This is a genomic window from Mesorhizobium sp. M2D.F.Ca.ET.226.01.1.1 (genome assembly GCF_004022705.2).
GTDB lineage: Bacteria > Pseudomonadota > Alphaproteobacteria > Rhizobiales > Rhizobiaceae > Mesorhizobium.
In genome coordinates, this window is the sequence record NZ_RZOY02000001.1 from 83,223 (window position 1) to 100,997 (window position 17,775).

Consider the following 17,775-nt stretch of genomic DNA (forward strand, 5'->3'; position numbering starts at 1 on the left):
TCGTGACCGACCATATCCTCATCGAGCGCCGGGGCGCCGTGCAGATCATCCGGATGAACAGGCCGGACAAAAAGAACGCGCTGACCCGCGCCATGTACGCCAAAATGTCGGCGGCGCTCGCCGAAGGCGATGCCGATCCGGCGGTCCGCGTCCACGTCTTCCTCGGCGTTCCAGGTGCCTTCTCAGCCGGCAACGATCTTGCCGATTTCCTGGTCATCGCCACCGGCGGCGAGGGCGGCAACGAGGTCTGGGATTTCCTGATGGCGCTGGCCAAGGCGGAAAAGCCGATGGTGTCGGGCGTCGATGGTGTCGCCGTCGGCATCGGCACCACGCTCAATTTGCATTGCGACCTGACTTTCGCCACCCCGCGCACGCTCTTCCGCACGCCCTTCGTCGACCTCGGCCTGGTGCCGGAAGCCGGCTCCAGCCTGATCGCGCCGCAGCTTCTTGGCCGGCAGGGCGCCTTCGCGCTGCTCGGCCTCGGCGAAGGTTTCTCGGCCGATCGCGCCAAGGCAGCCGGGCTGATTTACGACGTCGTCGCGGAAGACGCGCTGGAAAGCGCTGTGCTGGCAGCCGCCGACGACATCGCGGCCAAGCCGCCGCAGGCGCTGAAGATCGCGCGCGACCTGATGCGCGAGCCGCGCGAAGCGCTGATGGCCCGCATCAAGGTCGAAGCTGAGCATTTCCGCGAGCGCCTGACATCCGAAGAGGCCCGCGCCGCGCTGACCGCTTTCATGACGCGCAAGAAGAGCTGAACGCGTCGTCCGCGCCCGGCCTCAGGGATAAAGCCTGGTCTTGTCCCAGCCGCCGGCTGCGTTGCGCGAAAAGACGACACGGTCGTGCAGGCGGAACGGCCGGTCGTGCCAGAACTCGATCGTCTGCGGCACGATGCGGAAGCCCGACCAGTGCTTCGGCCGCGGGATCTCGCCGATGGCGTAGCGCGCCGTGTATTCGGCCACCGCCTTTTCCAGCGCGAAGCGGCTCTCCAGCGGCCGCGATTGTTTCGAGGCCCAGGCGCCGATCCGGCTGCCGCGCGGCCGCGTCGCGTAATAGGCGTCGGCCTCGGCGTCGCTGACGATTTCCACCGGTCCGCGCACCCGCACCTGGCGGCGCAGCGACTTCCAGTGGAAGCACATCGCCGCCTTCATGCTGCCAAGAATCTCGCGGCCCTTGGCGCTCTCGAAATTCGTGTAGAAGACAAACCCTTTTTCATCGAACCCCTTGAGCAGCACCATCCGCACATCCGGCATGCCGTCGGCGTCGACGGTCGCCAGGGCGACGCCGTTGGGGTCGTTGGGCTCGCTTTTGGTCGCGTCCTCCAGCCATGCGGCAAAAAGCCGGAACGGCTCCCCCGCCTCGGTGAAGTCACTGCTTGTTAACTCGATTTCGTTCATAATTTTCCAAATTTTTAACATTGCGGGAGGAGTTCGCCGATTGTCGCGTATCGCGCAAGCTTTTGACAGCGGGCAATGGAGCGTTATCGCTTCGGCCAGTGCCAAGGCTGCGCTGTTGACGTTGGCGTTTCCCCTTGCCGCCTGCGGCGCCGGCGGGTTCAGCCTGCAAAAGGCCGAGGTCGACCGCTCGATCGTCACCTCCAGCGCGCAGTCCTCGCCAGCCGCCCCGGCTGCCTCCGACCAGGACTCCGACCAGACCACCATAGGCAACGCGGTTTCTTCCGCCGACATCAAGGAGCTTGGCGGCCAGACGGTGCCATGGGCCAATGCCGGCACCGGCTCGCGCGGCGCCATCACCGAAATGGTGGAGTTAAAGGACGGCGGCCTGACCTGCCGCCGCTTCAGCGCCACGCGCGAGAGCTTCGACGGCGTCGCCCTTTACAAGGGTGAACTGTGCCTGGCCGAAGCCGGCGGCTGGCGCATGCAGGAGTTCAAGGCGCTTTGAGTTTCACGCGCCAATTGCCCTTGCGCCACTGGAATTTCTTCCTATGCGAGCGCATATAGGGGGCGACCACAAATCCAATCTCTAGCAGGCAGGAAGTATGCGCGACCCCTATGAGGTGCTGGGCGTTGCCAAGAACGCATCGGCGAAGGACATAAAATCGGCTTACCGCAAGCTCGCCAAGAAATATCATCCGGACCAGAATCCGAATGATCCCAAGGCGAAGGACCGTTTTGCCGCCGCCAATCAGGCTTACGAGATCGTCGGCGACGAGAAGACGCGCGCCGCTTACGATCGCGGCGAGATCGACGCCGACGGCAAGCCGAAATTCCAAGGTTTTGAAGGCGCGGCCGGCGGCGACCCGTTTGCCGGGTTCCGGCGCCAGCAGGGCCCGGGCGGCGCGCATTTCGAATTCCGCACCGGGCGGCCGGGCGGCGATCCGTTCGACGGCAACAGCGACATCTTCAGCCAGATCTTCGGCGACGCCTTTTCCGGTGTCCGTGGCGGCAGGGGCGGCGACCGTCGCCAGCCTGCCCAGGCCGCGGATTTGAACGTCACGCTGGATATCAGCGTCGAGGAAGCCGCCACGGCCGAAAAGGTGACGGCGATGTTCCCCGACGGCCGCAAGGTGGCGGTCAAGCTGCCGGCCTATGTCGAGGACGGCCAGACGATCCGTCTGAAGGGCCAGGGCGAGCAAGGCCCGGGACAGCCGGGCGACGCGCTGGTCAAGATCCACATCCGCCGCCACCCGCGCTACCGCATCGAGGGGCGCGACCTGCATGTCGACCTGCCCGTCGATCTGGCCGACGCCGTGCTCGGTGCCAAGGTGGCGGTCGAGACGCCGACCGGCAAGCTTGCGGTGAACGTTCCGGCATGGTCGAGTTCGGACAAGGTGCTGCGGCTGAAGGGCAGGGGCCTGCCGGAGAAAGCCGGCGGCCATGGCGATCTCTACGCCCATGTGCGGCTGATGCTGCCGGAAGGCGGCAATGCCGAGCTCGAGGCCCTGATGCGCCGCCAAAAAGGCTGATCGGCGGAATTTTGTTCCTGTTACAGTGTCTTTTGAGCGCTTGAAGGGGCTCTGTGCCTGTGCGATAGGGCTCTCCACAAAGCAGATATTCTTGCGGAGAGCTTGCACATGGCAGGTGGACAGGGCCTGATGGCCGGTAAGCGGGGCCTTATCCTCGGCGTCGCCAACAATCGGTCGATCGCTTTCGGCATTGCCAAGGCTTGCGTCGATCACGGCGCCGAAATCGCGCTGACCTATCAGGGCGAGGCCTTCAAGAAACGCGTCGAGCCGCTCGCGGCCGAACTCAACGCGCATGTCGCGGGCCATTGCGACGTCACCGACCCGGAAAGCCTCGACGCCGTCTTTGCCGATATCGCCAAGCACTGGGGCAAGCTCGACTTCCTCGTGCACGCCATCGCCTTCTCCGACAAGGACGAGCTCACCGGCCGCTATGTCGAGACGACGCGCGACAATTTCCTGCGCACCATGGACATTTCGGTCTATTCCTTCACCACCATCGCCAAGCGCGCCGAGCCGCTGATGACGGACGGTGGTTCGCTTTTGACGCTGACCTATTACGGCGCCGAGAAGGTCATGCCGCATTACAACGTCATGGGCGTCGCCAAGGCGGCGCTGGAAGCGAGCGTGCGTTATCTCGCCGTCGACCTCGGCGCCAAGAAGATCCGCGTCAACGCGATCTCCGCCGGGCCGATCAAGACGCTCGCCGCCTCCGGCATCGGTGACTTCCGCTATATCCTGAAGTGGAACGAGTACAATTCGCCGCTGAAGCAGACGGTCACCCAGGAAGAGGTGGGCGATTCCGGCGTCTATTTCCTGTCCGACCTGTCGCGCGGCGTGACCGGCGAGGTCCATCATGTCGATTCCGGCTACCATGTCGTCGGCATGAAGGCGGTCGACGCGCCGGATATCTCGACCGTCAAGGACTGATCCTCTCCGCTTATCCAGCGTCCAAGCTATTCCAGGAAAAGTGCGAAGCGGTTTTCCGTTCGGAATTGCTTGAAAGCAGATAGCTCCCGACCTCGGAAGACCTGATGTATCCGCTCGTCTACATCGCGCGCCACGGCCAGACCGAGTGGAATGCCGAGCGCCGCCTGCAAGGCCAGGCGGATACCGACATCAACGAACTTGGCCGCGAGCAGGCGACGCAAAATGGCCGACGGTTGGCGGAACTCATCGGAAATCCTGCCGATTTCGATTTTGTCGCCAGCCCGATGCGGCGCACGCGCGAGACGATGGAGCTGATCCGCGCCGCGATGGGGCTCGATCCTTCCGCCTACCGCACCGATCCACGCCTGGTGGAGCTAAGCTTCGGCGATTGGCAGGGTTTCACCTTTGCCGAACTCGAAAAGCGTGTCCCGGGTTCGACCAAAGGTCGCCGCGCCGCGAAGTGGGATTTCCAGCCGCCGGGCGAGGGCGCGGAAAGCTACGAGATGCTGCTGGAACGGGTGAAGCCATGGTTCGATGCACTCGACCGGCCTACGGTCTGCGTCACCCATGGTGGCGTCATGCGCTGCTTCTTCCGCTTCGTCACCGGCATTTCCAAGCGGGAAGCCGCCGGCCTCGAAATCCCGCAGGACCGCTTGCTCCGTCTTGAGGGCCGCAGCCTGAAGTGGCTTTGAAGGCTGCGACTTATCGAATTCAGGTCAGGCCGAGCCGGAGTCGAAGACGGGCGCGAAGCGACCAAACAAGGTGGTTTCCGAGAACCGGCCTACGCCGGCCGTAGCCTTCATAGAGCGAAGACCCTTATGAAGCTTCGGCCGGCGAAGGCCGGAGCGGAGTGTACTTTTCGTACGTAGGCACCGGAAGCGCAGGAGGCCGCCATTTGCAGACCGGCCTCACCTGAATTTAGTTCTGGTCGCTGTCGGGCAGCTGCATATCGGTGACGACATTCTCGCCATTGCTCACGTCATAGGCAATCACGATGTCCATGCCGGGCTTCAGCGAGTCGAGATCGGTCTCGGCGTTGAGCTTGTAGGCCTTGCCGTCGTCAAGCGTCAGCGTCAGCGTGTCCTTGTCGACCTTCTTGATCAGGCCTTCGGTCTGGCCGGCGAACGCGGCGGCGGTGGAAATCAGCAACATGGCGCAGGCGGCGCCAATCAGGGTACGCATCGTCGTCCTCTTTGGTCATTGCGCCGGCTGGTCAGCGGCGGATCCTCAACGGCGGATGGGAAGAGAGCAGAAACCAACCGAATGTGTCAAAACTAAATCCACCACATCACAGTTTGATGCATCCGATCACCGTTTGACCACTTTGGAAAACGCCAATAGAAGGCACACCACAGCGCCGCGCGTCCTCTTGGATGCGCAAAGGACGCTGTGGCACTTAGGACTTCCGGCTTCGACGCCGGGGCAGGGCGCTTTTCATGTCTCACAACACATTCGGCCATCTCTTTCGCGTCACCACCTGGGGTGAAAGCCATGGCGCCGCGCTCGGCTGCGTCGTCGACGGCTGCCCGCCCGGCATCCGCTTCAGGCGCGAGGACATCCAGGCCGAGCTCGACCGCCGCCGCCCAGGACAGTCGCGTTTCGTCACCCAGCGCCGCGAGCCGGACGAGGTCAAGATCCTGTCGGGCTTCATCCTCGACGAGGACGGCGAGACGATGATCACCACCGGCACGCCTGTCTCGATGCTGATCGAGAATGTCGACCAGCGCTCCAAGGATTATGGTGAGATCGCCCGCCAGTACCGGCCGGGCCATGCCGACTACACCTACGACGTCAAATACGGCCTGCGCGACCATCGCGGTGGCGGCCGCTCTTCGGCACGCGAGACGGCGGCGCGGGTCGCGGCCGGCGCGCTGGCGCGCAGGGTTGTGCCCGGCATGACGGTGCGCGGCGCGCTGGTCTCGATGGGCGAGAAGTCGATCGATCGCGCCAACTGGAACTGGAGTTTCATCGGCGATGCCGAAAACCCGTTCTTCACGCCCGATCCGGCATCGGTCCCGGTCTTCACGGCCTATCTCGACGGCATCCGCAAGGCCGGCTCCTCGGTCGGCGCGGTGATCGAAATCGTCGCCGACGGCGTGCCGCCCGGCCTTGGCGCGCCGATCTACGCCAAGCTCGACCAGGACATCGCGTCGGGCTTGATGTCGATCAACGCCGTCAAGGGCGTCGAGATCGGCAACGGTTTTGAGGCGGCTCGCATCACCGGCGAACAGAACGCCGACGAGATGCGCATGGGCAATGACGGCAAGCCGGTATTCCTGTCCAACAATGCCGGCGGCATCTTGGGCGGCATCTCGACCGGACAGGCGATTGTCGCCCGCTTCGCCGTCAAGCCGACGTCGTCGATCCTGACGCCGCGCAAATCCATCGACAAGGATGGCAAGGATGTCGAGGTGATGACCAAGGGCCGCCACGATCCGTGCGTCGGCATTCGCGCCGTGCCGATCGGCGAAGCCATGGTTGCCTGCGCCATCGCCGATCATTATCTGCGGCATAGAGGACAGACAGGGAAGGGAGTAGGGGAGTAGGGAGTAGGGCAGTAGGTTATAGCTGCCTCCCGCAGACCGCCAAACTTTTTCCTTTCCCCTACTCCCTTACTGCCTTATTCCCCTACTCCCTTGCGAGCGAAGCGAGCACCTATGCCATACGACCAGAAGAAGATCGTCGAAGCGATCCGCGCCTTCGAGCGCGGCGAGATCGTCGTCGTCATGGACGATGACGGGCGCGAGAACGAGGGCGACCTGATCGTCGCCGCGGTGCACTGCACGCCGGAGAAGATGGCCTTCATCGTCCGCAACACGTCCGGCATCGTCTGCACGCCGATGCTGCGCGAGGACGCCAAGCGGCTGAACCTGGCGCCGATGGTGGCGGACAATGACTCCGCCCACACCACCGCCTTCACCGTCAGCGTCGATTTCAAGCACGGCACCACGACGGGCATTTCCGCCGACGACCGCACGCTCACCGTGCGCAACCTTGCCAACGGCAATGTCGGCCCGTCCGATTTCGTGCGGCCCGGCCACATTTTCCCGCTGATCGCGCGCGAAGGCGGTGTGCTGATGCGCTCCGGCCATACGGAAGCCGCGGTCGATCTTTGCAAGCTCGCCGGCCTGCCGCCGGTCGGCGTCATCTCCGAGCTGGTCAATGACGACGGCACCGTCAAGCGCGGCCCGGAAGTGCAGGCTTTCGCGGAAGAGCATGGCCTGAAGCAGGTCTCCGTCGCCGACCTCATCGCCTATCGCCAGCGCAAGGAAACGCTGGTCGAACGCGTCGCCTGTTCCGATATCGAGACGCTCGGCGGCAAGGCGCAGGTTTTCACCTACACGCTGCCCTGGGATTCCATGCACCATGTCGCGATCGTCTTCGGCGACATCCGCGACGGCGAGGACGTGCCGGTGCGCCTGCATTCGGAAGATGTCGTCACCGATGTCTTCGGCACCAGCCATCGGCTCGACAGCATCATGAAGGCGATGGGCGAGCGCAAGCGCGGCGTCATCGTCTATCTGCGCGAGGGCTCGGTCGGCGTCGCGCATCAGGAGCGCAAGCGTCCGGTGAGCGGCGACCGCGAGGACCACGAGGAAGCCCGCCGCCGTGAGAACGAATGGCGCGAGATCGGCCTCGGCGCCCAGATCCTCAAGGATCTCGGCATCTCCTCGATCAACCTGATCGCCTCGCGCGAGCGCCACTATGTCGGCCTCGAAGGCTTCGGCATCCACATCGCCAAGACCGAGATTCTGTAGGCATTCGGGGCAATAGGATGAGCTTCGAGGCATATCTCAATTGCTTTGAAGATGGTGAGGAAAGCCATTTCCCCACCTCAATCGTCGAAGATGCCTTCGCGCCTTTCATCACCAGGCGTGAAACTGAATTCTCATGCTGGGTCGTCACCTATGACGATACCTCGTCAGCCGACCTCTATCTCAATCTGGACCCCGGTGATGCCTTGCGATGTTCCGGCTTCACCATTGCGCGGCCGCCGGACGATCCGCGCCTCTACGATGCGTTGTGGAAGATCCTGCGCGTCACCAGTTCGGTCGTTTATTGCGCTGGAGAGTGCCCGCCATTGGTCGGTCGGCGGGAGACCATGCCTCACCTGAACTCCGACATGGTGGAAGCCCTTGGGACCCCAGTTGTCATTTCAAGCGGCGGCGAGATCAAGGACTGGCTCGAAAGGTCGTAGCGTCCCACGTCACTCCGCCGCAACCACCGCCTTACCCCTGTTCACATCGCGATCGTCCGTCGCCAGCCGGCGTTGGCCCGCGAGCACGGTGAGCAGGGCGATGGCGCCCGCCGCGACTGAAACCCAGAAGCCGTTCTGCGGACCGAAAGTGTCGACCGCCCAGCCGGCGGCGAAGGAGCCCAGCGCCATGCCGATGCCGATGCCGGTCGTTACCCAGGTGACGCCTTCGGTGAGCATAGCCGGCGGCACGTGGCGTTCGATCAGGCCGAAGGCGGTGATGAAGGTCGGTGAGATCGCGACGCCGCTGACGAAGACCGCCAGCGCCAGCGTCGGCACCGTATCGGCGAAGAGCAGCGGCAGCGTGGTGAGCGCGATCACGGTGACGGCCACCGCCAGCTGCCGTTGCAGCGGCGCTTTCAGGCTGAGCGCGCCGACGACGATGCCGAGCACGAAGGATCCCAGCGCATAGACGCCGATGACCAGGCTCGCTGCCTCCGGCTGGCCGAGCGCCTTGGTGATGGCGACGGTGGTGACTTCGGTGGTGGCGAAGGTCGCGCCAACGAAGATCAGCGCGAAGGTGATGATCTGGACCGGCCGCAGACGGATCGCCGACCCGGTCGCGCCATGTTCTGCCGGACGCACCGGCGGCTCTGTCGAGCGCTGCAGCAGGAAGGCCGCCGAGCCGAGCGCAAGCAGCAATGTGCTGACCACCATGCCGGCTTCCGGGAACAGCGCGGCGCTCAAGCCCACTGACAGCGAGGCGCCGGCGACATAGACCAGCTCGTCCGCGGCCGATTCGAAGGCGAAGGCAGTGGTGAGCTCGGGACGGTCCCGAAAAATCTCGGTCCAGCGTGCCCTGACCAGGGCAGGAACGCTGGGCACGGTAGCGGCAAGCAGCGCCGACCCGAACAAGGTCCAGGCCGGCCAGTGCTGGTTGGCCGCCACGATCAATGTCGCGAAGGAAAGCACCGAGATGAGCGTCATCGGCGCGGCGATCGCCGTCTGGCCGCGCCGGTCCACCAGCCGCGATACCTGCGGCGACAGGAAGGCGTTGACCAGCGCATAGGTCGCGGAGACCGCCCCGGCCAGCCAGTATTCGCCATGCGTCTGCGACAGCATCGCCACGATGCCGATCGGCGCCATGGCGATCGGCAAGCGCGCGATGAAAGCAGCGGCGGCAAAGCCTTTCGTGCCGGGAGCCCGAAAGATTTCCGCATAGGGGTTTCGCATGATCCTGCTCCTCGACAAGGGTGTATACCACAACTACATACGTTGCGTATGAATGTGAGGTAGTTCATACGCAGCGCACGTCATTGGCATACGCAGCGTATGTGAATAGGGCCAGAGCTGTGCACAGATCGCGCAAGGAGATGATCGGCGAGACGCGCGCCAAGCTGATCGCGGCGGCGCGCCACGCTTTCGGCACGATCGGCTACGCCGAGGCCTCGATGGACGATTTCACCGCCTCGGCGGGTCTCACGCGCGGCGCGCTCTACCATCATTTCGGCGACAAGAAGGGACTGCTGCAGGCCGTCATTGCCGAGATCGACGGCGAGATGGCCGTGCGCGTCAACGAGATTGCCTCGAAGGCGCCGACCCGCTGGCAGCATTTCGTCGACGAATGCACCACCTATATCGAGATGGCGCTGGAGCCGGAGATCCAGCGCATCATGTTCCGCGACGGCCCGGCCGTGCTCGGCGATCCGGCGCAGTGGCCGAACGCCAATGCCTGCACAGCCTCGATGACCGATCACCTGGCCGCGCTGCAGCAGGAGGGCGTGGTCGTCGCCGACCTCGATCCCGAGACGACCTCGCGGCTGATCAACGGCGCCAGCAGCCAGGCCGCGCAGCGCATCGCCAATTCCAAGGATCCCGAAGCCACCTCGAGGAAGGCCATCGCGGCCTTCAAGCAACTGCTCGATGGCCTACGTAAGAAGCCTTGAGAGCACGCTTGGGTAACCAAGCCACCGGGTTGTGCACCGGTTTCGGGCCGGTTCAACCCCGCCGTGATTGACAACAGCCGGGGCAAGCGCATCCTCCTGCGCCATTCTCTGAGGGTGGAGAGTCGGGGCATGTGGGACTTCAGCATCGCCAGGTCGGTGTCCATCATGATGCGGACATGGCCGTTCGTCGTCTTTCGCATGATCGTCTATTTCGGCATCACGGTTGCCTACATCATGGCGACCGGCACGGGCGCCAGCGTCGGCTATGGCGTCGGCCACATCTCGACCGATCCGGATGGCCCGGTGTCGTTTGCCTTGTGGGGCGGCGTCGTCGGCTTCGGCGTCGTCTCGATCGCCGTCTACTGGATCCGCGAATATATCCTCTATGTGCTGAAAGCGGGCCATATCGCCGTCATGGTGCATCTGATCGACGGCCATGACGTTCCCGACGGCCAGGGCCAGATCGCCTATGCCAAGGAAGTGGTCACCCAGCGCTTTGCCGAGGCCAACATTCTTTTTGTCATCGACCAACTGGTCAAGGGCGCCATCCGCGCCATCACCAGCCTGATCGGCGGCGTCGCCGCCTTCCTGCCCATTCCGGGCCTGAGCGGCATCGTCAGCTTCATCAACACCGTCATCCGCATCTCGCTGACCTATGTCGACGAGATCATCCTCGGCTACAACATCCGCATCAATTCGAGCTCGCCCTTCGAGACGGCGCGCCAAGGCGTCGTGCTTTACGCCCAGAATGGCAAGCACATGGTCAAGAACGCCGTCTGGCTGGCGGTGATCATGTGGGGCGTGTCCTTCGTCATCTTCCTGCTGATGCTGGCGCCTGCCGCTGCGATCCTGTGGGTCATGCCGGGTCAGCTGGCCGGCTGGGCCTTCGTGCTGGCCATCGTCTTTGCCTGGGCCTTCAAGGCCGCCTTCATCGAGCCCTTCGCGATCGCTTCGCTGATGCAGGTCTATTTCGAAGCCATCGAAGGCCAGACGCCCAATCCCGAGTGGGATCGCCGGCTTGCCGAGGCCTCGTCCAAATTCAGGGAACTGCGGGACAAGGCGCTCGGCTCTTTCGGCGGCGGCTCGCGCTGGGATACGCCCCGAGCGGCTTGATCAGGGCTGCGGAGCGCCGCCAAGCCTTGCGATCGCCGATTTGAGCGGCGCCTCTCCAGCGCCGCGAAACGTCTCGCTCATCACCAGTTCGGGCAGCGGCAGCCGCTTGCCCCAGCCATGCGCCTCGAGGTCCGGCTTCGGCGCGAATTCCGAGACGCGGCCGACGCACAGATAGGCGATTGGCGTGACATGCTCGGGGATCGACAGAAGCCGCTTCAACGCCTCGGTCTCGATGATGCTGACCCAGCCGACGCCGACACCCTCGGCCCGCGCCGCCAGCCAGAAATTCTGCACCGCGCAGACGGTGCTGTAGAGATCCATCTCCGGATTGTGCCAGCGCCCGAGCGGCGAGTCCTTCGAGCGCTGCCGATCGCAGGTGATGCACAAATTGAGCGCGCTTTCGCAAATGCCTTCGAGCTTGAGCTTGCGGTAGAGGGCCTGCCGCTCGGCCTCGATCGCCGGCAGTTCCTGCTCGCGCGCGGCGAGGAACAGGTCGCGCACCTGACGCCGTCGCTCGGCATCGCGGATGACGATGAAATTCCACGGCTGCATGTAGCCGACCGACGGCGCGTGGTGCGCGGCGGTGAGAAGCCGCGCTAGCACACAATCGTCGAGATCGTCGGCCGTGAAATGGCTGCGCACGTCACGCCTGGTGAACATTGCCCGGTAGACCGCGTCGCGCGCCAATTGGTCAAAGTCATCGTCGCTCGCGGCGATCGCTGCTGCCGTCATCGCTTTTCCCCTTGCGACAAGCAGTCATCCGCCTGACCAAGCGGATAACCATGTCTGCCAGGCCGGTCTTCTGGCTCGGGATCGTCCCGCTCCGGCGCCTTCCCGTCATGGACAGTGGCGTTTGCCGGCGCGGTCCCCCTCACAGCGTTGGGCACGCCACGGAGTTCAACCGTGTTCCCGATTCTCCCGCGTCGCGGGCACCAGGCAGCGGGGTGACCTTACAGCGAAGTCTGGCACCAGCCAATGGCGCGGGCGACACGGGCTGACGCAATTTTTCCCCAGCCATTCGGCTTTCTAACATGGTCATCCAGGCCACAGGTGCCTAGATTAGGCGCCATGGCCACGCGTCTCTACACCCACCCGATCTTCCTGGAACACATCACGCCGCCCGGCCACCCCGAGCGGCCCGACCGTCTGCGCGCCATCGAACGCGTTCTGGACGACGAGGCGTTTTCGGCGCTCGATCGCGTCAAGGCGCCGGAAGGCGACGAGGCGACCATCCTTTACGCGCATCCCGAGGATCACGTCGCCCGCGTGCGCGCGGCGATCCCCGAAACCGGCATCGTTTCGATCGATGCCGATACCAGCGCCAGCCCGAAAAGCTGGCAGGCCGCGGTGACGGCGATCGGCGGCGCCAACGCTGCGGTCGACGACGTCTTCGAGGGCCGCGCGGCAAACGTCTTCGTCGCCGCCCGTCCGCCCGGTCACCATGCCGAAAAGACCACGGCGATGGGTTTCTGCCTGTTCAACACGGCGGCGATTGCCGCCCGCTACGCGCAGAAGAAGCACCAGGCCGAGCGCGTCGCCATCGTCGATTGGGACGTGCATCACGGCAACGGCACGCAGGACATCTTTTGGGACGACCCGTCGGTGCTCTACTGCTCGACGCATCAGATGCCGCTTTATCCGGGCACCGGCGCCAGGAGCGAGACCGGCGCCGGCAACATCGTCAACGCGCCTCTCGCGCCGCAGACCGGCAGCGACCTCTTCCGCGACGCCTTTCTGTCGCGCGTGCTGCCGTCCATCGACGCCTTCGCGCCGGACCTGATCATCATTTCCGCCGGCTTCGACGCGCACCACCGCGATCCGTTGGCCGAGATCAACCTGACCGAGGATGATTTCGACTGGGCGACCGGGCAATTGATGGAGCGCGCCGGCCGCCACAGCGGCAATCGGCTCGTCAGCCTGCTGGAAGGCGGCTACGATCTGCAGGGATTGGCATTTTCAGTCGCCGCCCATGTCGGGCGGCTGATGAAGGGATAGAGTATGGCAGTGGAAGGCAATGAGGATGTCAAGGCGATGAGCTTCGAGCAGGCGCTCGACGCACTGGAGAAGATCGTCGATGATCTGGAGCGCGGCGACGTCCCGCTCGACCAGTCGATCAAGATCTATGAGCGCGGCGAGGCGCTGAAGGCGCATTGCGACAGGCTGCTGAAGGCGGCCGAGGACAAGGTCGAGAAGATCAGGCTGTCGCGCGACGGCAAGCCGGTGGGAACGGAGCCGCTCGACGCCGAATAATTTGCAAATAGCGTGGGCAGAGCAAGCAGGTAAGGAGTTCAAGCCATGTGCCGCAACATCAAGACCCTGGCCAATTTCGAGCCGCCGGCGACCAATGACGAAGTGCATGACGCCGCGCTTCAATTCGTGCGCAAGCTGAGTGGCTCGACCAAGCCGTCCAAGCGCAATGAACATGCTTTCCACCATGCCGTGGAGGCAATCGCCGCCATCGCGCGCGAATTGATCGATTCGCTCGAAACCAACCAGGAGCCGCGCAACCGCGAGGTAGAGGCGGCCAAGGCGAAGGCCAGGTCGGCGCTCCGTTTCGCCTGAGGAACCGACATGAGCTTCTTTCCGGGAAACGACCCTGAACCGGGCGATGCTTTCGCCTGCGACCAGATCGAGCTGATGGTCGTTCCGAACGCCAAGGACATTGGCGGTTTCGAGGTGCGCCGCGCCTTGCCGACGGCAAAACGCCGTCTGGTCGGTCCGTTCATCTTCTTCGACCGTATGGGTCCGGCCATCCTGCGCGCCGGCCATGCGCTCGACGTGCGCCCGCATCCGCATATCGGTCTGTCCACCGTCACCTATTTGTTCGACGGCAAGATCAGGCATCGCGACTCGCTCGGCACCGAAATGGTGATCGCGCCCGGTGACGTGAACCTCATGACCGCGGGACGCGGCATCGTTCACTCCGAGCGCACGCCGGAAGAACTGCGCGGCGCGCCGATGTCGGTTTCCGGTCTGCAGACCTGGCTGGCGCTCCCCGACGGCAAGGAGGAGATTGCTCCGGTTTTCGCGAACACGTCGGTGGCCAGCTTGCCCGAGATCGACGCCGAAGGCGTCAGCGGCCGCGTCGTCATTGGCGCGTTCTCGGGATTGCGTTCGCCGGTCGCTACCGCTTCCGATACGCTCTATGCCGATCTGCGTCTGGCTGCGGGTGCTGCCGTGAAAATTCCGGCCGATGCCGAGGAGCGCGCCATCTACACGCTGGAAGGCGACGTCTCGATCGCCGGCGATGTCTTCCCGGCCGAGCGGCTGCTGGTATTCAAGCCGGGCGAGGAGATCGTTGTTTCTTCCGAGCGCGGCGCGCATTTCATGCTGTTCGGCGGCGCTTCGCTGGGCTCCCAGCGCTATATCTGGTGGAATTTCGTCTCCTCCTCGAAGGAACGCATCGAACAGGCCAAGCAGGAATGGAAGACAGGCCGCTTCGATATCGTCCCCGGCGATGAGGAGGAGTTCATTCCGCTACCGGAAGGCTAAGGCAGGTCGATATTCAGGTGAGGCCGGCCTGCAAATGGCGGTTTCCTGCGCTTCCGGTGCTCACGTACTTCAAGTACGCTCCGCTCCGGTTCTCGGAATCCGCCATTTTCGACTCGGCCTGACCTGAATCTCGACCAGCCTTAGGTGGCGGCGAGGGAATGCGCGTCACTGACGCGCATTTACATTCGCCCGCTGGCGGCCTATGCCGCGCATGATTATGGCGCAATTCATTGCTAGCGCCGTGTTTGACGGATTTCGGCAGGTTGCGCCTGAGTGAGCCCAAAGCTTGAAACACCGCTGCTCGACAAGGTCCGCATTCCGGCGGATTTGCGGATGCTTGACGAGAGCGCGCTGCCGCAGCTCGCCGCGGAACTGCGCGCCGAGCTCATCGACGCCGTGTCGCAGACCGGCGGCCATCTCGGCGCCGGCCTTGGCGTCGTCGAGCTGACGGTTGCCCTGCATTATGTCTTCAACACGCCGCAGGACCGGCTGATCTGGGATGTCGGCCACCAGGCCTATCCGCACAAGATCCTGACCGGCCGCCGCGACCGCATCCGCACGCTGCGCCAGGAAGGCGGTCTCTCCGGCTTCACCCGTCGGGCCGAGAGCGAATACGACCCGTTCGGCGCTGCGCACTCCTCGACCTCCATTTCGGCCGGACTTGGCATGGCCATGGGCCGCGACCTATCGGGCGGCCGCAACAACGTCATTTCCGTCATCGGCGATGGTTCGATGTCGGCCGGCATGGCCTTCGAGGCGCTGAACAATGCCGGCGCGCTCGATGCCAGGCTGATCGTCATCCTCAATGACAATGACATGTCGATCGCGCCGCCGACCGGCGCAATGAGCGCCTATCTGGCTCGGCTCGCCTCCGGCAAGGCCTATCTCGGCCTGCGCGATTTCGGCAAGAAACTGACCTCCTATCTCGGCAAGCGCGCCGACCGCGCCATCACCCGTGCGGTCGAACATGCGCGCGGCTACGTCACCGGCGGCACCTTGTTCGAGGAGCTCGGCTTCTATCATATCGGCCCCATCGACGGGCACAATCTCGAGCACCTGATCCCGGTGCTGAAGAATGTCCGCGACAACGCCGACGGCCCGGTGCTGATCCATGTCGTGACTCAGAAGGGCAAGGGCTATGCGCCGGCCGAGGCCGCGGCCGACAAGTATCACGGCGTCAACAAGTTCGACGTCATCACCGGCGCGCAGGCCAAGGCGCCGGCCAATGCGCCGGCCTACACCAAGGTCTTCGCCGAGAGCCTGATCCAGGAAGCGCGCGAGGACGAGCGCATCGTCGCCATCACCGCCGCCATGCCGAGCGGCACCGGCCTCGATCTCTTCGGCGAGGTGTTTCCGAAGCGAACCTTCGACGTCGGCATCGCCGAGCAGCATGCGGTGACCTTCGCCGCTGGGCTGGCCACCGAAGGCTACAAGCCCTTCGCCGCCATCTATTCGACCTTCCTGCAGCGCGCCTACGATCAGGTCGTCCACGACGTGGCGATCCAGAAGCTGCCGGTGCGTTTTCCCATCGATCGCGCCGGATTCGTCGGTGCCGACGGCGCCACACATTGCGGCGCCTTCGACACCACCTTCCTCGCGACGCTCCCCGGCTTCGTCGTCATGGCCGCGGCGGACGAGGCTGAGCTTCGCCACATGGTGCGCACGGCGGCGTCCTACGATGACGGCCCGATCGCCTTCCGCTATCCGCGCGGCAACGGCGTCGGCGTTGACATGCCGGAGCGCGGGGCGGTGCTCGAAATCGGCAAGGGTCGCATCCTGAAGGAGGGCACCAAGGTCGCGCTTCTCTCCTTCGGCACGCGGCTTCAAGATTGCCTCTTGGCCGCCGAGGAACTGGGCGCCGCGGGTCTCTCCACCACCGTCGCCGACGCCCGCTTCGCCAAGCCGCTGGACGAGGATCTCACCCGCCGTCTCGCCCGTTCGCATGAGGTGCTGGTCACCGTGGAGGAGGGCGCCATCGGCGGTTTTGCTGCCCAAGTGCTGCATTTCCTCGCCCATGAAGGCCTGCTGGAAAGCGGCCTCAAGGTGCGCCCGCTGGTGCTGCCGGACGTGTTCAGCGACCACGCCAAGCCCGAGAAAATGTACGCCGACGCCGGCCTGGATTCGGCCGGCATCGTGCATACGGTCTTTGCCGCGCTCGGCCGTGGCGTGCAGGCGCAGCGCGCCTGAATCGAAGTCTTAACTTTTTCAATCAGTTTGTCAGCTTTTTGCGGTAACTATTTCTTAACGCTTCCGTTTGGCGGTTCGCTTACCCTGTCTCTTGGCCGATTTTCAACGGCGCCCTGCTAAGACCTTGGTCCTAGGCAGGGGATAAGAACGATGAAGTTGTTCATTTGCGGCATGGCCTTTTTGGCGGCCTTGGCGGCACCGGTGGCAGCCGAGACGCGTTACGACCGCAATATCGAAAAAGCGGCGATGGACATCGTCGCCGGCAAGATGGGCAACATCCGCGGCGGCTTCTCCTACAAGCAGAGGCCACAGCTCGTCGTGCTGCCGGATGCCCCGCCACCCGCGCCGGTGCCGGTTGAACCTCCGCACAAGGAAGCCTCCGGCAGTGATGGGCTGATGCCGGCCGTCGAGCGCCAGGTTTCGCGAACCGTATTTTGAGCAATTCCAGGAAAAGTGTGACGCGGTTTTCCGTCAGGAATTGCGTCAAAACAAAGAGATAGAGCGGTTCGCCGTTTCCGTGAAACGGTGAAACGCTCTAAAACCACATATCGCGCACGCAGCGGCCGTCACGCGGCAGGTCGTCGAATGTGTCGAGGCCGTCGAAATGGTCGATCGGCAGGTCGGCGACTTCCTCTGGCGGCGCCAGCCTGACATTGACGGCGATGCGCGTGCGGCCGCTCTCGTCGGAGCGCATGCTGCGCCAAGCGATCACGCAGGCGCAGGTCGGACAGAACAGGATTTCCAGCGCAGGCTCGGTCACCTCGGCGCGCCTGTAGGATTTCGGCGGTCCGGCGACGCGGATGCGCTCATCGGCATAGTCATACGCCCAGAGCGCGCCGTAGCGACGGCAAAGCGTACAATTGCAGGCGGTGATTCCACCTGGATCGCCCTCCAGCGTCCAATGAACCGCGCCGCAATGACAGGTCCCCTTCAGCATCGACACCTCCGATCGACAGCCCGCGTGGCGGCATTCTGCAGCCTCTTGCTTGGTA

21 protein-coding genes and 1 riboswitch are annotated in these 17,775 nt (G+C 64.2%); of the genes, 16 read left to right on the top strand and 5 right to left on the bottom strand.

The genetic code is table 11. The features are described from left to right. Positions 1-2 precede the first annotated feature (2 nt). Positions 3-755 (top strand): crotonase/enoyl-CoA hydratase family protein, encoded by a 753-nt coding sequence (locus EN869_RS00410; RefSeq protein WP_127229540.1) that lies wholly within the window; start codon positions 3-5, stop codon positions 753-755. Positions 756-776: 21 nt separating this feature from the next. Here EN869_RS00410 and pdxH read toward each other — a convergent pair whose 3' ends face one another. After that, positions 777-1,394 (bottom strand): pyridoxamine 5'-phosphate oxidase, encoded by a 618-nt coding sequence (gene pdxH / locus EN869_RS00415; protein ID WP_127229539.1) that lies wholly within the window; start codon positions 1,392-1,394, stop codon positions 777-779. Positions 1,395-1,434: 40 nt separating this feature from the next. Between pdxH and EN869_RS00420 the strand changes: the two genes are divergently transcribed. The 4 genes from EN869_RS00420 to EN869_RS00435 all read left to right on the top strand — a co-directional run bounded on the left by EN869_RS00420 (position 1,435) and on the right by EN869_RS00435 (position 4,542). Further along, positions 1,435-1,899: an RT0821/Lpp0805 family surface protein gene (locus EN869_RS00420; RefSeq protein WP_127229538.1), complete on the top strand. Its 465-nt coding sequence runs from the start codon at positions 1,435-1,437 to the stop codon at positions 1,897-1,899. Positions 1,900-1,996: 97 nt separating this feature from the next. Beyond that, the gene (locus EN869_RS00425; RefSeq protein ID WP_127229537.1) at positions 1,997-2,923 is read left to right on the top strand and encodes a J domain-containing protein; all 927 of its coding nucleotides are present in this window, start codon (positions 1,997-1,999) and stop codon (positions 2,921-2,923) included. Between the two features lie 108 nt (positions 2,924-3,031). Next, positions 3,032-3,850: an enoyl-ACP reductase FabI gene (gene fabI / locus EN869_RS00430; protein ID WP_127229536.1), complete on the top strand. Its 819-nt coding sequence runs from the start codon at positions 3,032-3,034 to the stop codon at positions 3,848-3,850. Between the two features lie 104 nt (positions 3,851-3,954). After that, complete coding sequence (locus EN869_RS00435) at positions 3,955-4,542, top strand: histidine phosphatase family protein (RefSeq protein WP_127229535.1); 588 nt, start codon at positions 3,955-3,957, stop codon at positions 4,540-4,542. Between the two features lie 226 nt (positions 4,543-4,768). Here the strand turns inward: EN869_RS00435 and EN869_RS00440 are convergent, their stop codons facing one another. Further along, positions 4,769-5,032 (bottom strand): DUF1344 domain-containing protein, encoded by a 264-nt coding sequence (locus EN869_RS00440; RefSeq protein WP_112095315.1) that lies wholly within the window; start codon positions 5,030-5,032, stop codon positions 4,769-4,771. A 254-nt stretch (positions 5,033-5,286) separates the two neighbouring features. On the opposite strand from EN869_RS00440, the gene aroC reads away from it, so the two are divergent. From aroC to EN869_RS00455, 3 genes are all read left to right on the top strand, one after another. Further along, a complete protein-coding gene (gene aroC / locus EN869_RS00445) occupies positions 5,287-6,396 on the top strand; it encodes a chorismate synthase (protein ID WP_127229534.1) in 1,110 nt (369 codons plus the stop codon). 111 nt (positions 6,397-6,507) lie between these two features. Beyond that, complete coding sequence (gene ribB, locus EN869_RS00450; RefSeq protein ID WP_127229533.1) at positions 6,508-7,608, top strand: 3,4-dihydroxy-2-butanone-4-phosphate synthase; 1,101 nt, start codon at positions 6,508-6,510, stop codon at positions 7,606-7,608. 17 nt (positions 7,609-7,625) lie between these two features. Continuing rightward, positions 7,626-8,048, top strand: coding sequence for a hypothetical protein (locus EN869_RS00455; RefSeq protein WP_127229532.1), 423 nt, complete (start codon positions 7,626-7,628; stop codon positions 8,046-8,048). A 9-nt stretch (positions 8,049-8,057) separates the two neighbouring features. Here the strand turns inward: EN869_RS00455 and EN869_RS00460 are convergent, their stop codons facing one another. Then, on the bottom strand, positions 8,058-9,278 hold the full coding sequence (locus tag EN869_RS00460; RefSeq protein ID WP_127229531.1) for an MFS transporter: 1,221 nt from the start codon (positions 9,276-9,278) through the stop codon (positions 8,058-8,060). Between the two features lie 119 nt (positions 9,279-9,397). Here EN869_RS00460 and EN869_RS00465 point away from each other — a divergent pair, with 119 nt between their 5' ends. After that, positions 9,398-9,991, top strand: a complete 594-nt coding sequence (locus tag EN869_RS00465; protein ID WP_127229530.1) for a TetR/AcrR family transcriptional regulator — start codon at positions 9,398-9,400, stop codon at positions 9,989-9,991. Positions 9,992-10,120: 129 nt separating this feature from the next. Next, positions 10,121-11,104: a hypothetical protein gene (locus tag EN869_RS00470; protein ID WP_127229529.1), complete on the top strand. Its 984-nt coding sequence runs from the start codon at positions 10,121-10,123 to the stop codon at positions 11,102-11,104. Here the strand turns inward: EN869_RS00470 and bluB are convergent, their stop codons facing one another. After that, complete coding sequence (gene bluB, locus EN869_RS00475; RefSeq protein ID WP_127229528.1) at positions 11,105-11,836, bottom strand: 5,6-dimethylbenzimidazole synthase; 732 nt, start codon at positions 11,834-11,836, stop codon at positions 11,105-11,107. 42 nt (positions 11,837-11,878) lie between these two features. After that, positions 11,879-12,056: riboswitch (cobalamin riboswitch) on the bottom strand. Positions 12,057-12,172: 116 nt separating this feature from the next. Between bluB and EN869_RS00480 the strand changes: the two genes are divergently transcribed. The 6 genes from EN869_RS00480 (at position 12,173) to EN869_RS00505 (ending at position 17,221) form a co-directional block, all read left to right on the top strand. Continuing rightward, positions 12,173-13,099, top strand: a complete 927-nt coding sequence (locus EN869_RS00480) for a histone deacetylase family protein (RefSeq protein WP_127229527.1) — start codon at positions 12,173-12,175, stop codon at positions 13,097-13,099. A 3-nt stretch (positions 13,100-13,102) separates the two neighbouring features. After that, positions 13,103-13,354: an exodeoxyribonuclease VII small subunit gene (locus EN869_RS00485; protein WP_027164646.1), complete on the top strand. Its 252-nt coding sequence runs from the start codon at positions 13,103-13,105 to the stop codon at positions 13,352-13,354. Positions 13,355-13,399: 45 nt separating this feature from the next. Then, positions 13,400-13,666, top strand: a complete 267-nt coding sequence (locus EN869_RS00490) for a DUF2277 domain-containing protein (RefSeq protein ID WP_127229526.1) — start codon at positions 13,400-13,402, stop codon at positions 13,664-13,666. Between the two features lie 9 nt (positions 13,667-13,675). Then, on the top strand, positions 13,676-14,596 hold the full coding sequence (locus EN869_RS00495; RefSeq protein ID WP_127229525.1) for a pirin family protein: 921 nt from the start codon (positions 13,676-13,678) through the stop codon (positions 14,594-14,596). A 273-nt stretch (positions 14,597-14,869) separates the two neighbouring features. Next, positions 14,870-16,783: a 1-deoxy-D-xylulose-5-phosphate synthase gene (dxs, locus tag EN869_RS00500; RefSeq protein ID WP_127229524.1), complete on the top strand. Its 1,914-nt coding sequence runs from the start codon at positions 14,870-14,872 to the stop codon at positions 16,781-16,783. A 150-nt stretch (positions 16,784-16,933) separates the two neighbouring features. Beyond that, a complete protein-coding gene (locus EN869_RS00505) occupies positions 16,934-17,221 on the top strand; it encodes a hypothetical protein (protein WP_127229523.1) in 288 nt (95 codons plus the stop codon). 97 nt (positions 17,222-17,318) lie between these two features. Here the strand turns inward: EN869_RS00505 and EN869_RS00510 are convergent, their stop codons facing one another. Beyond that, complete coding sequence (locus EN869_RS00510; RefSeq protein WP_127229522.1) at positions 17,319-17,720, bottom strand: GFA family protein; 402 nt, start codon at positions 17,718-17,720, stop codon at positions 17,319-17,321. Between the last annotated feature and the right edge of the window lie 55 nt (positions 17,721-17,775).

What these genes read in the sequence shown, in the direction of transcription:
- pdxH (WP_127229539.1), bottom strand. Translation starts at nt 1,394, where the DNA reads ATGAACGAAATCGAGTTAACAAGCAGTGACTTCACCGAGGCGGGGGAG.
- EN869_RS00425 (WP_127229537.1), top strand. Translation starts at nt 1,997, where the DNA reads ATGCGCGACCCCTATGAGGTGCTGGGCGTTGCCAAGAACGCATCGGCG.
- fabI (WP_127229536.1), top strand. Translation starts at nt 3,032, where the DNA reads ATGGCAGGTGGACAGGGCCTGATGGCCGGTAAGCGGGGCCTTATCCTC.
- EN869_RS00435 (WP_127229535.1), top strand. Translation starts at nt 3,955, where the DNA reads ATGTATCCGCTCGTCTACATCGCGCGCCACGGCCAGACCGAGTGGAAT.
- EN869_RS00440 (WP_112095315.1), bottom strand. Translation starts at nt 5,032, where the DNA reads ATGCGTACCCTGATTGGCGCCGCCTGCGCCATGTTGCTGATTTCCACC.
- aroC (WP_127229534.1), top strand. Translation starts at nt 5,287, where the DNA reads ATGTCTCACAACACATTCGGCCATCTCTTTCGCGTCACCACCTGGGGT.
- ribB (WP_127229533.1), top strand. Translation starts at nt 6,508, where the DNA reads ATGCCATACGACCAGAAGAAGATCGTCGAAGCGATCCGCGCCTTCGAG.
- EN869_RS00455 (WP_127229532.1), top strand. Translation starts at nt 7,626, where the DNA reads ATGAGCTTCGAGGCATATCTCAATTGCTTTGAAGATGGTGAGGAAAGC.
- EN869_RS00460 (WP_127229531.1), bottom strand. Translation starts at nt 9,278, where the DNA reads ATGCGAAACCCCTATGCGGAAATCTTTCGGGCTCCCGGCACGAAAGGC.
- EN869_RS00470 (WP_127229529.1), top strand. Translation starts at nt 10,121, where the DNA reads ATGTGGGACTTCAGCATCGCCAGGTCGGTGTCCATCATGATGCGGACA.
- bluB (WP_127229528.1), bottom strand. Translation starts at nt 11,836, where the DNA reads ATGACGGCAGCAGCGATCGCCGCGAGCGACGATGACTTTGACCAATTG.
- EN869_RS00480 (WP_127229527.1), top strand. Translation starts at nt 12,173, where the DNA reads ATGGCCACGCGTCTCTACACCCACCCGATCTTCCTGGAACACATCACG.
- EN869_RS00485 (WP_027164646.1), top strand. Translation starts at nt 13,103, where the DNA reads ATGGCAGTGGAAGGCAATGAGGATGTCAAGGCGATGAGCTTCGAGCAG.
- EN869_RS00490 (WP_127229526.1), top strand. Translation starts at nt 13,400, where the DNA reads ATGTGCCGCAACATCAAGACCCTGGCCAATTTCGAGCCGCCGGCGACC.
- EN869_RS00495 (WP_127229525.1), top strand. Translation starts at nt 13,676, where the DNA reads ATGAGCTTCTTTCCGGGAAACGACCCTGAACCGGGCGATGCTTTCGCC.
- EN869_RS00505 (WP_127229523.1), top strand. Translation starts at nt 16,934, where the DNA reads ATGAAGTTGTTCATTTGCGGCATGGCCTTTTTGGCGGCCTTGGCGGCA.
- EN869_RS00510 (WP_127229522.1), bottom strand. Translation starts at nt 17,720, where the DNA reads ATGCTGAAGGGGACCTGTCATTGCGGCGCGGTTCATTGGACGCTGGAG.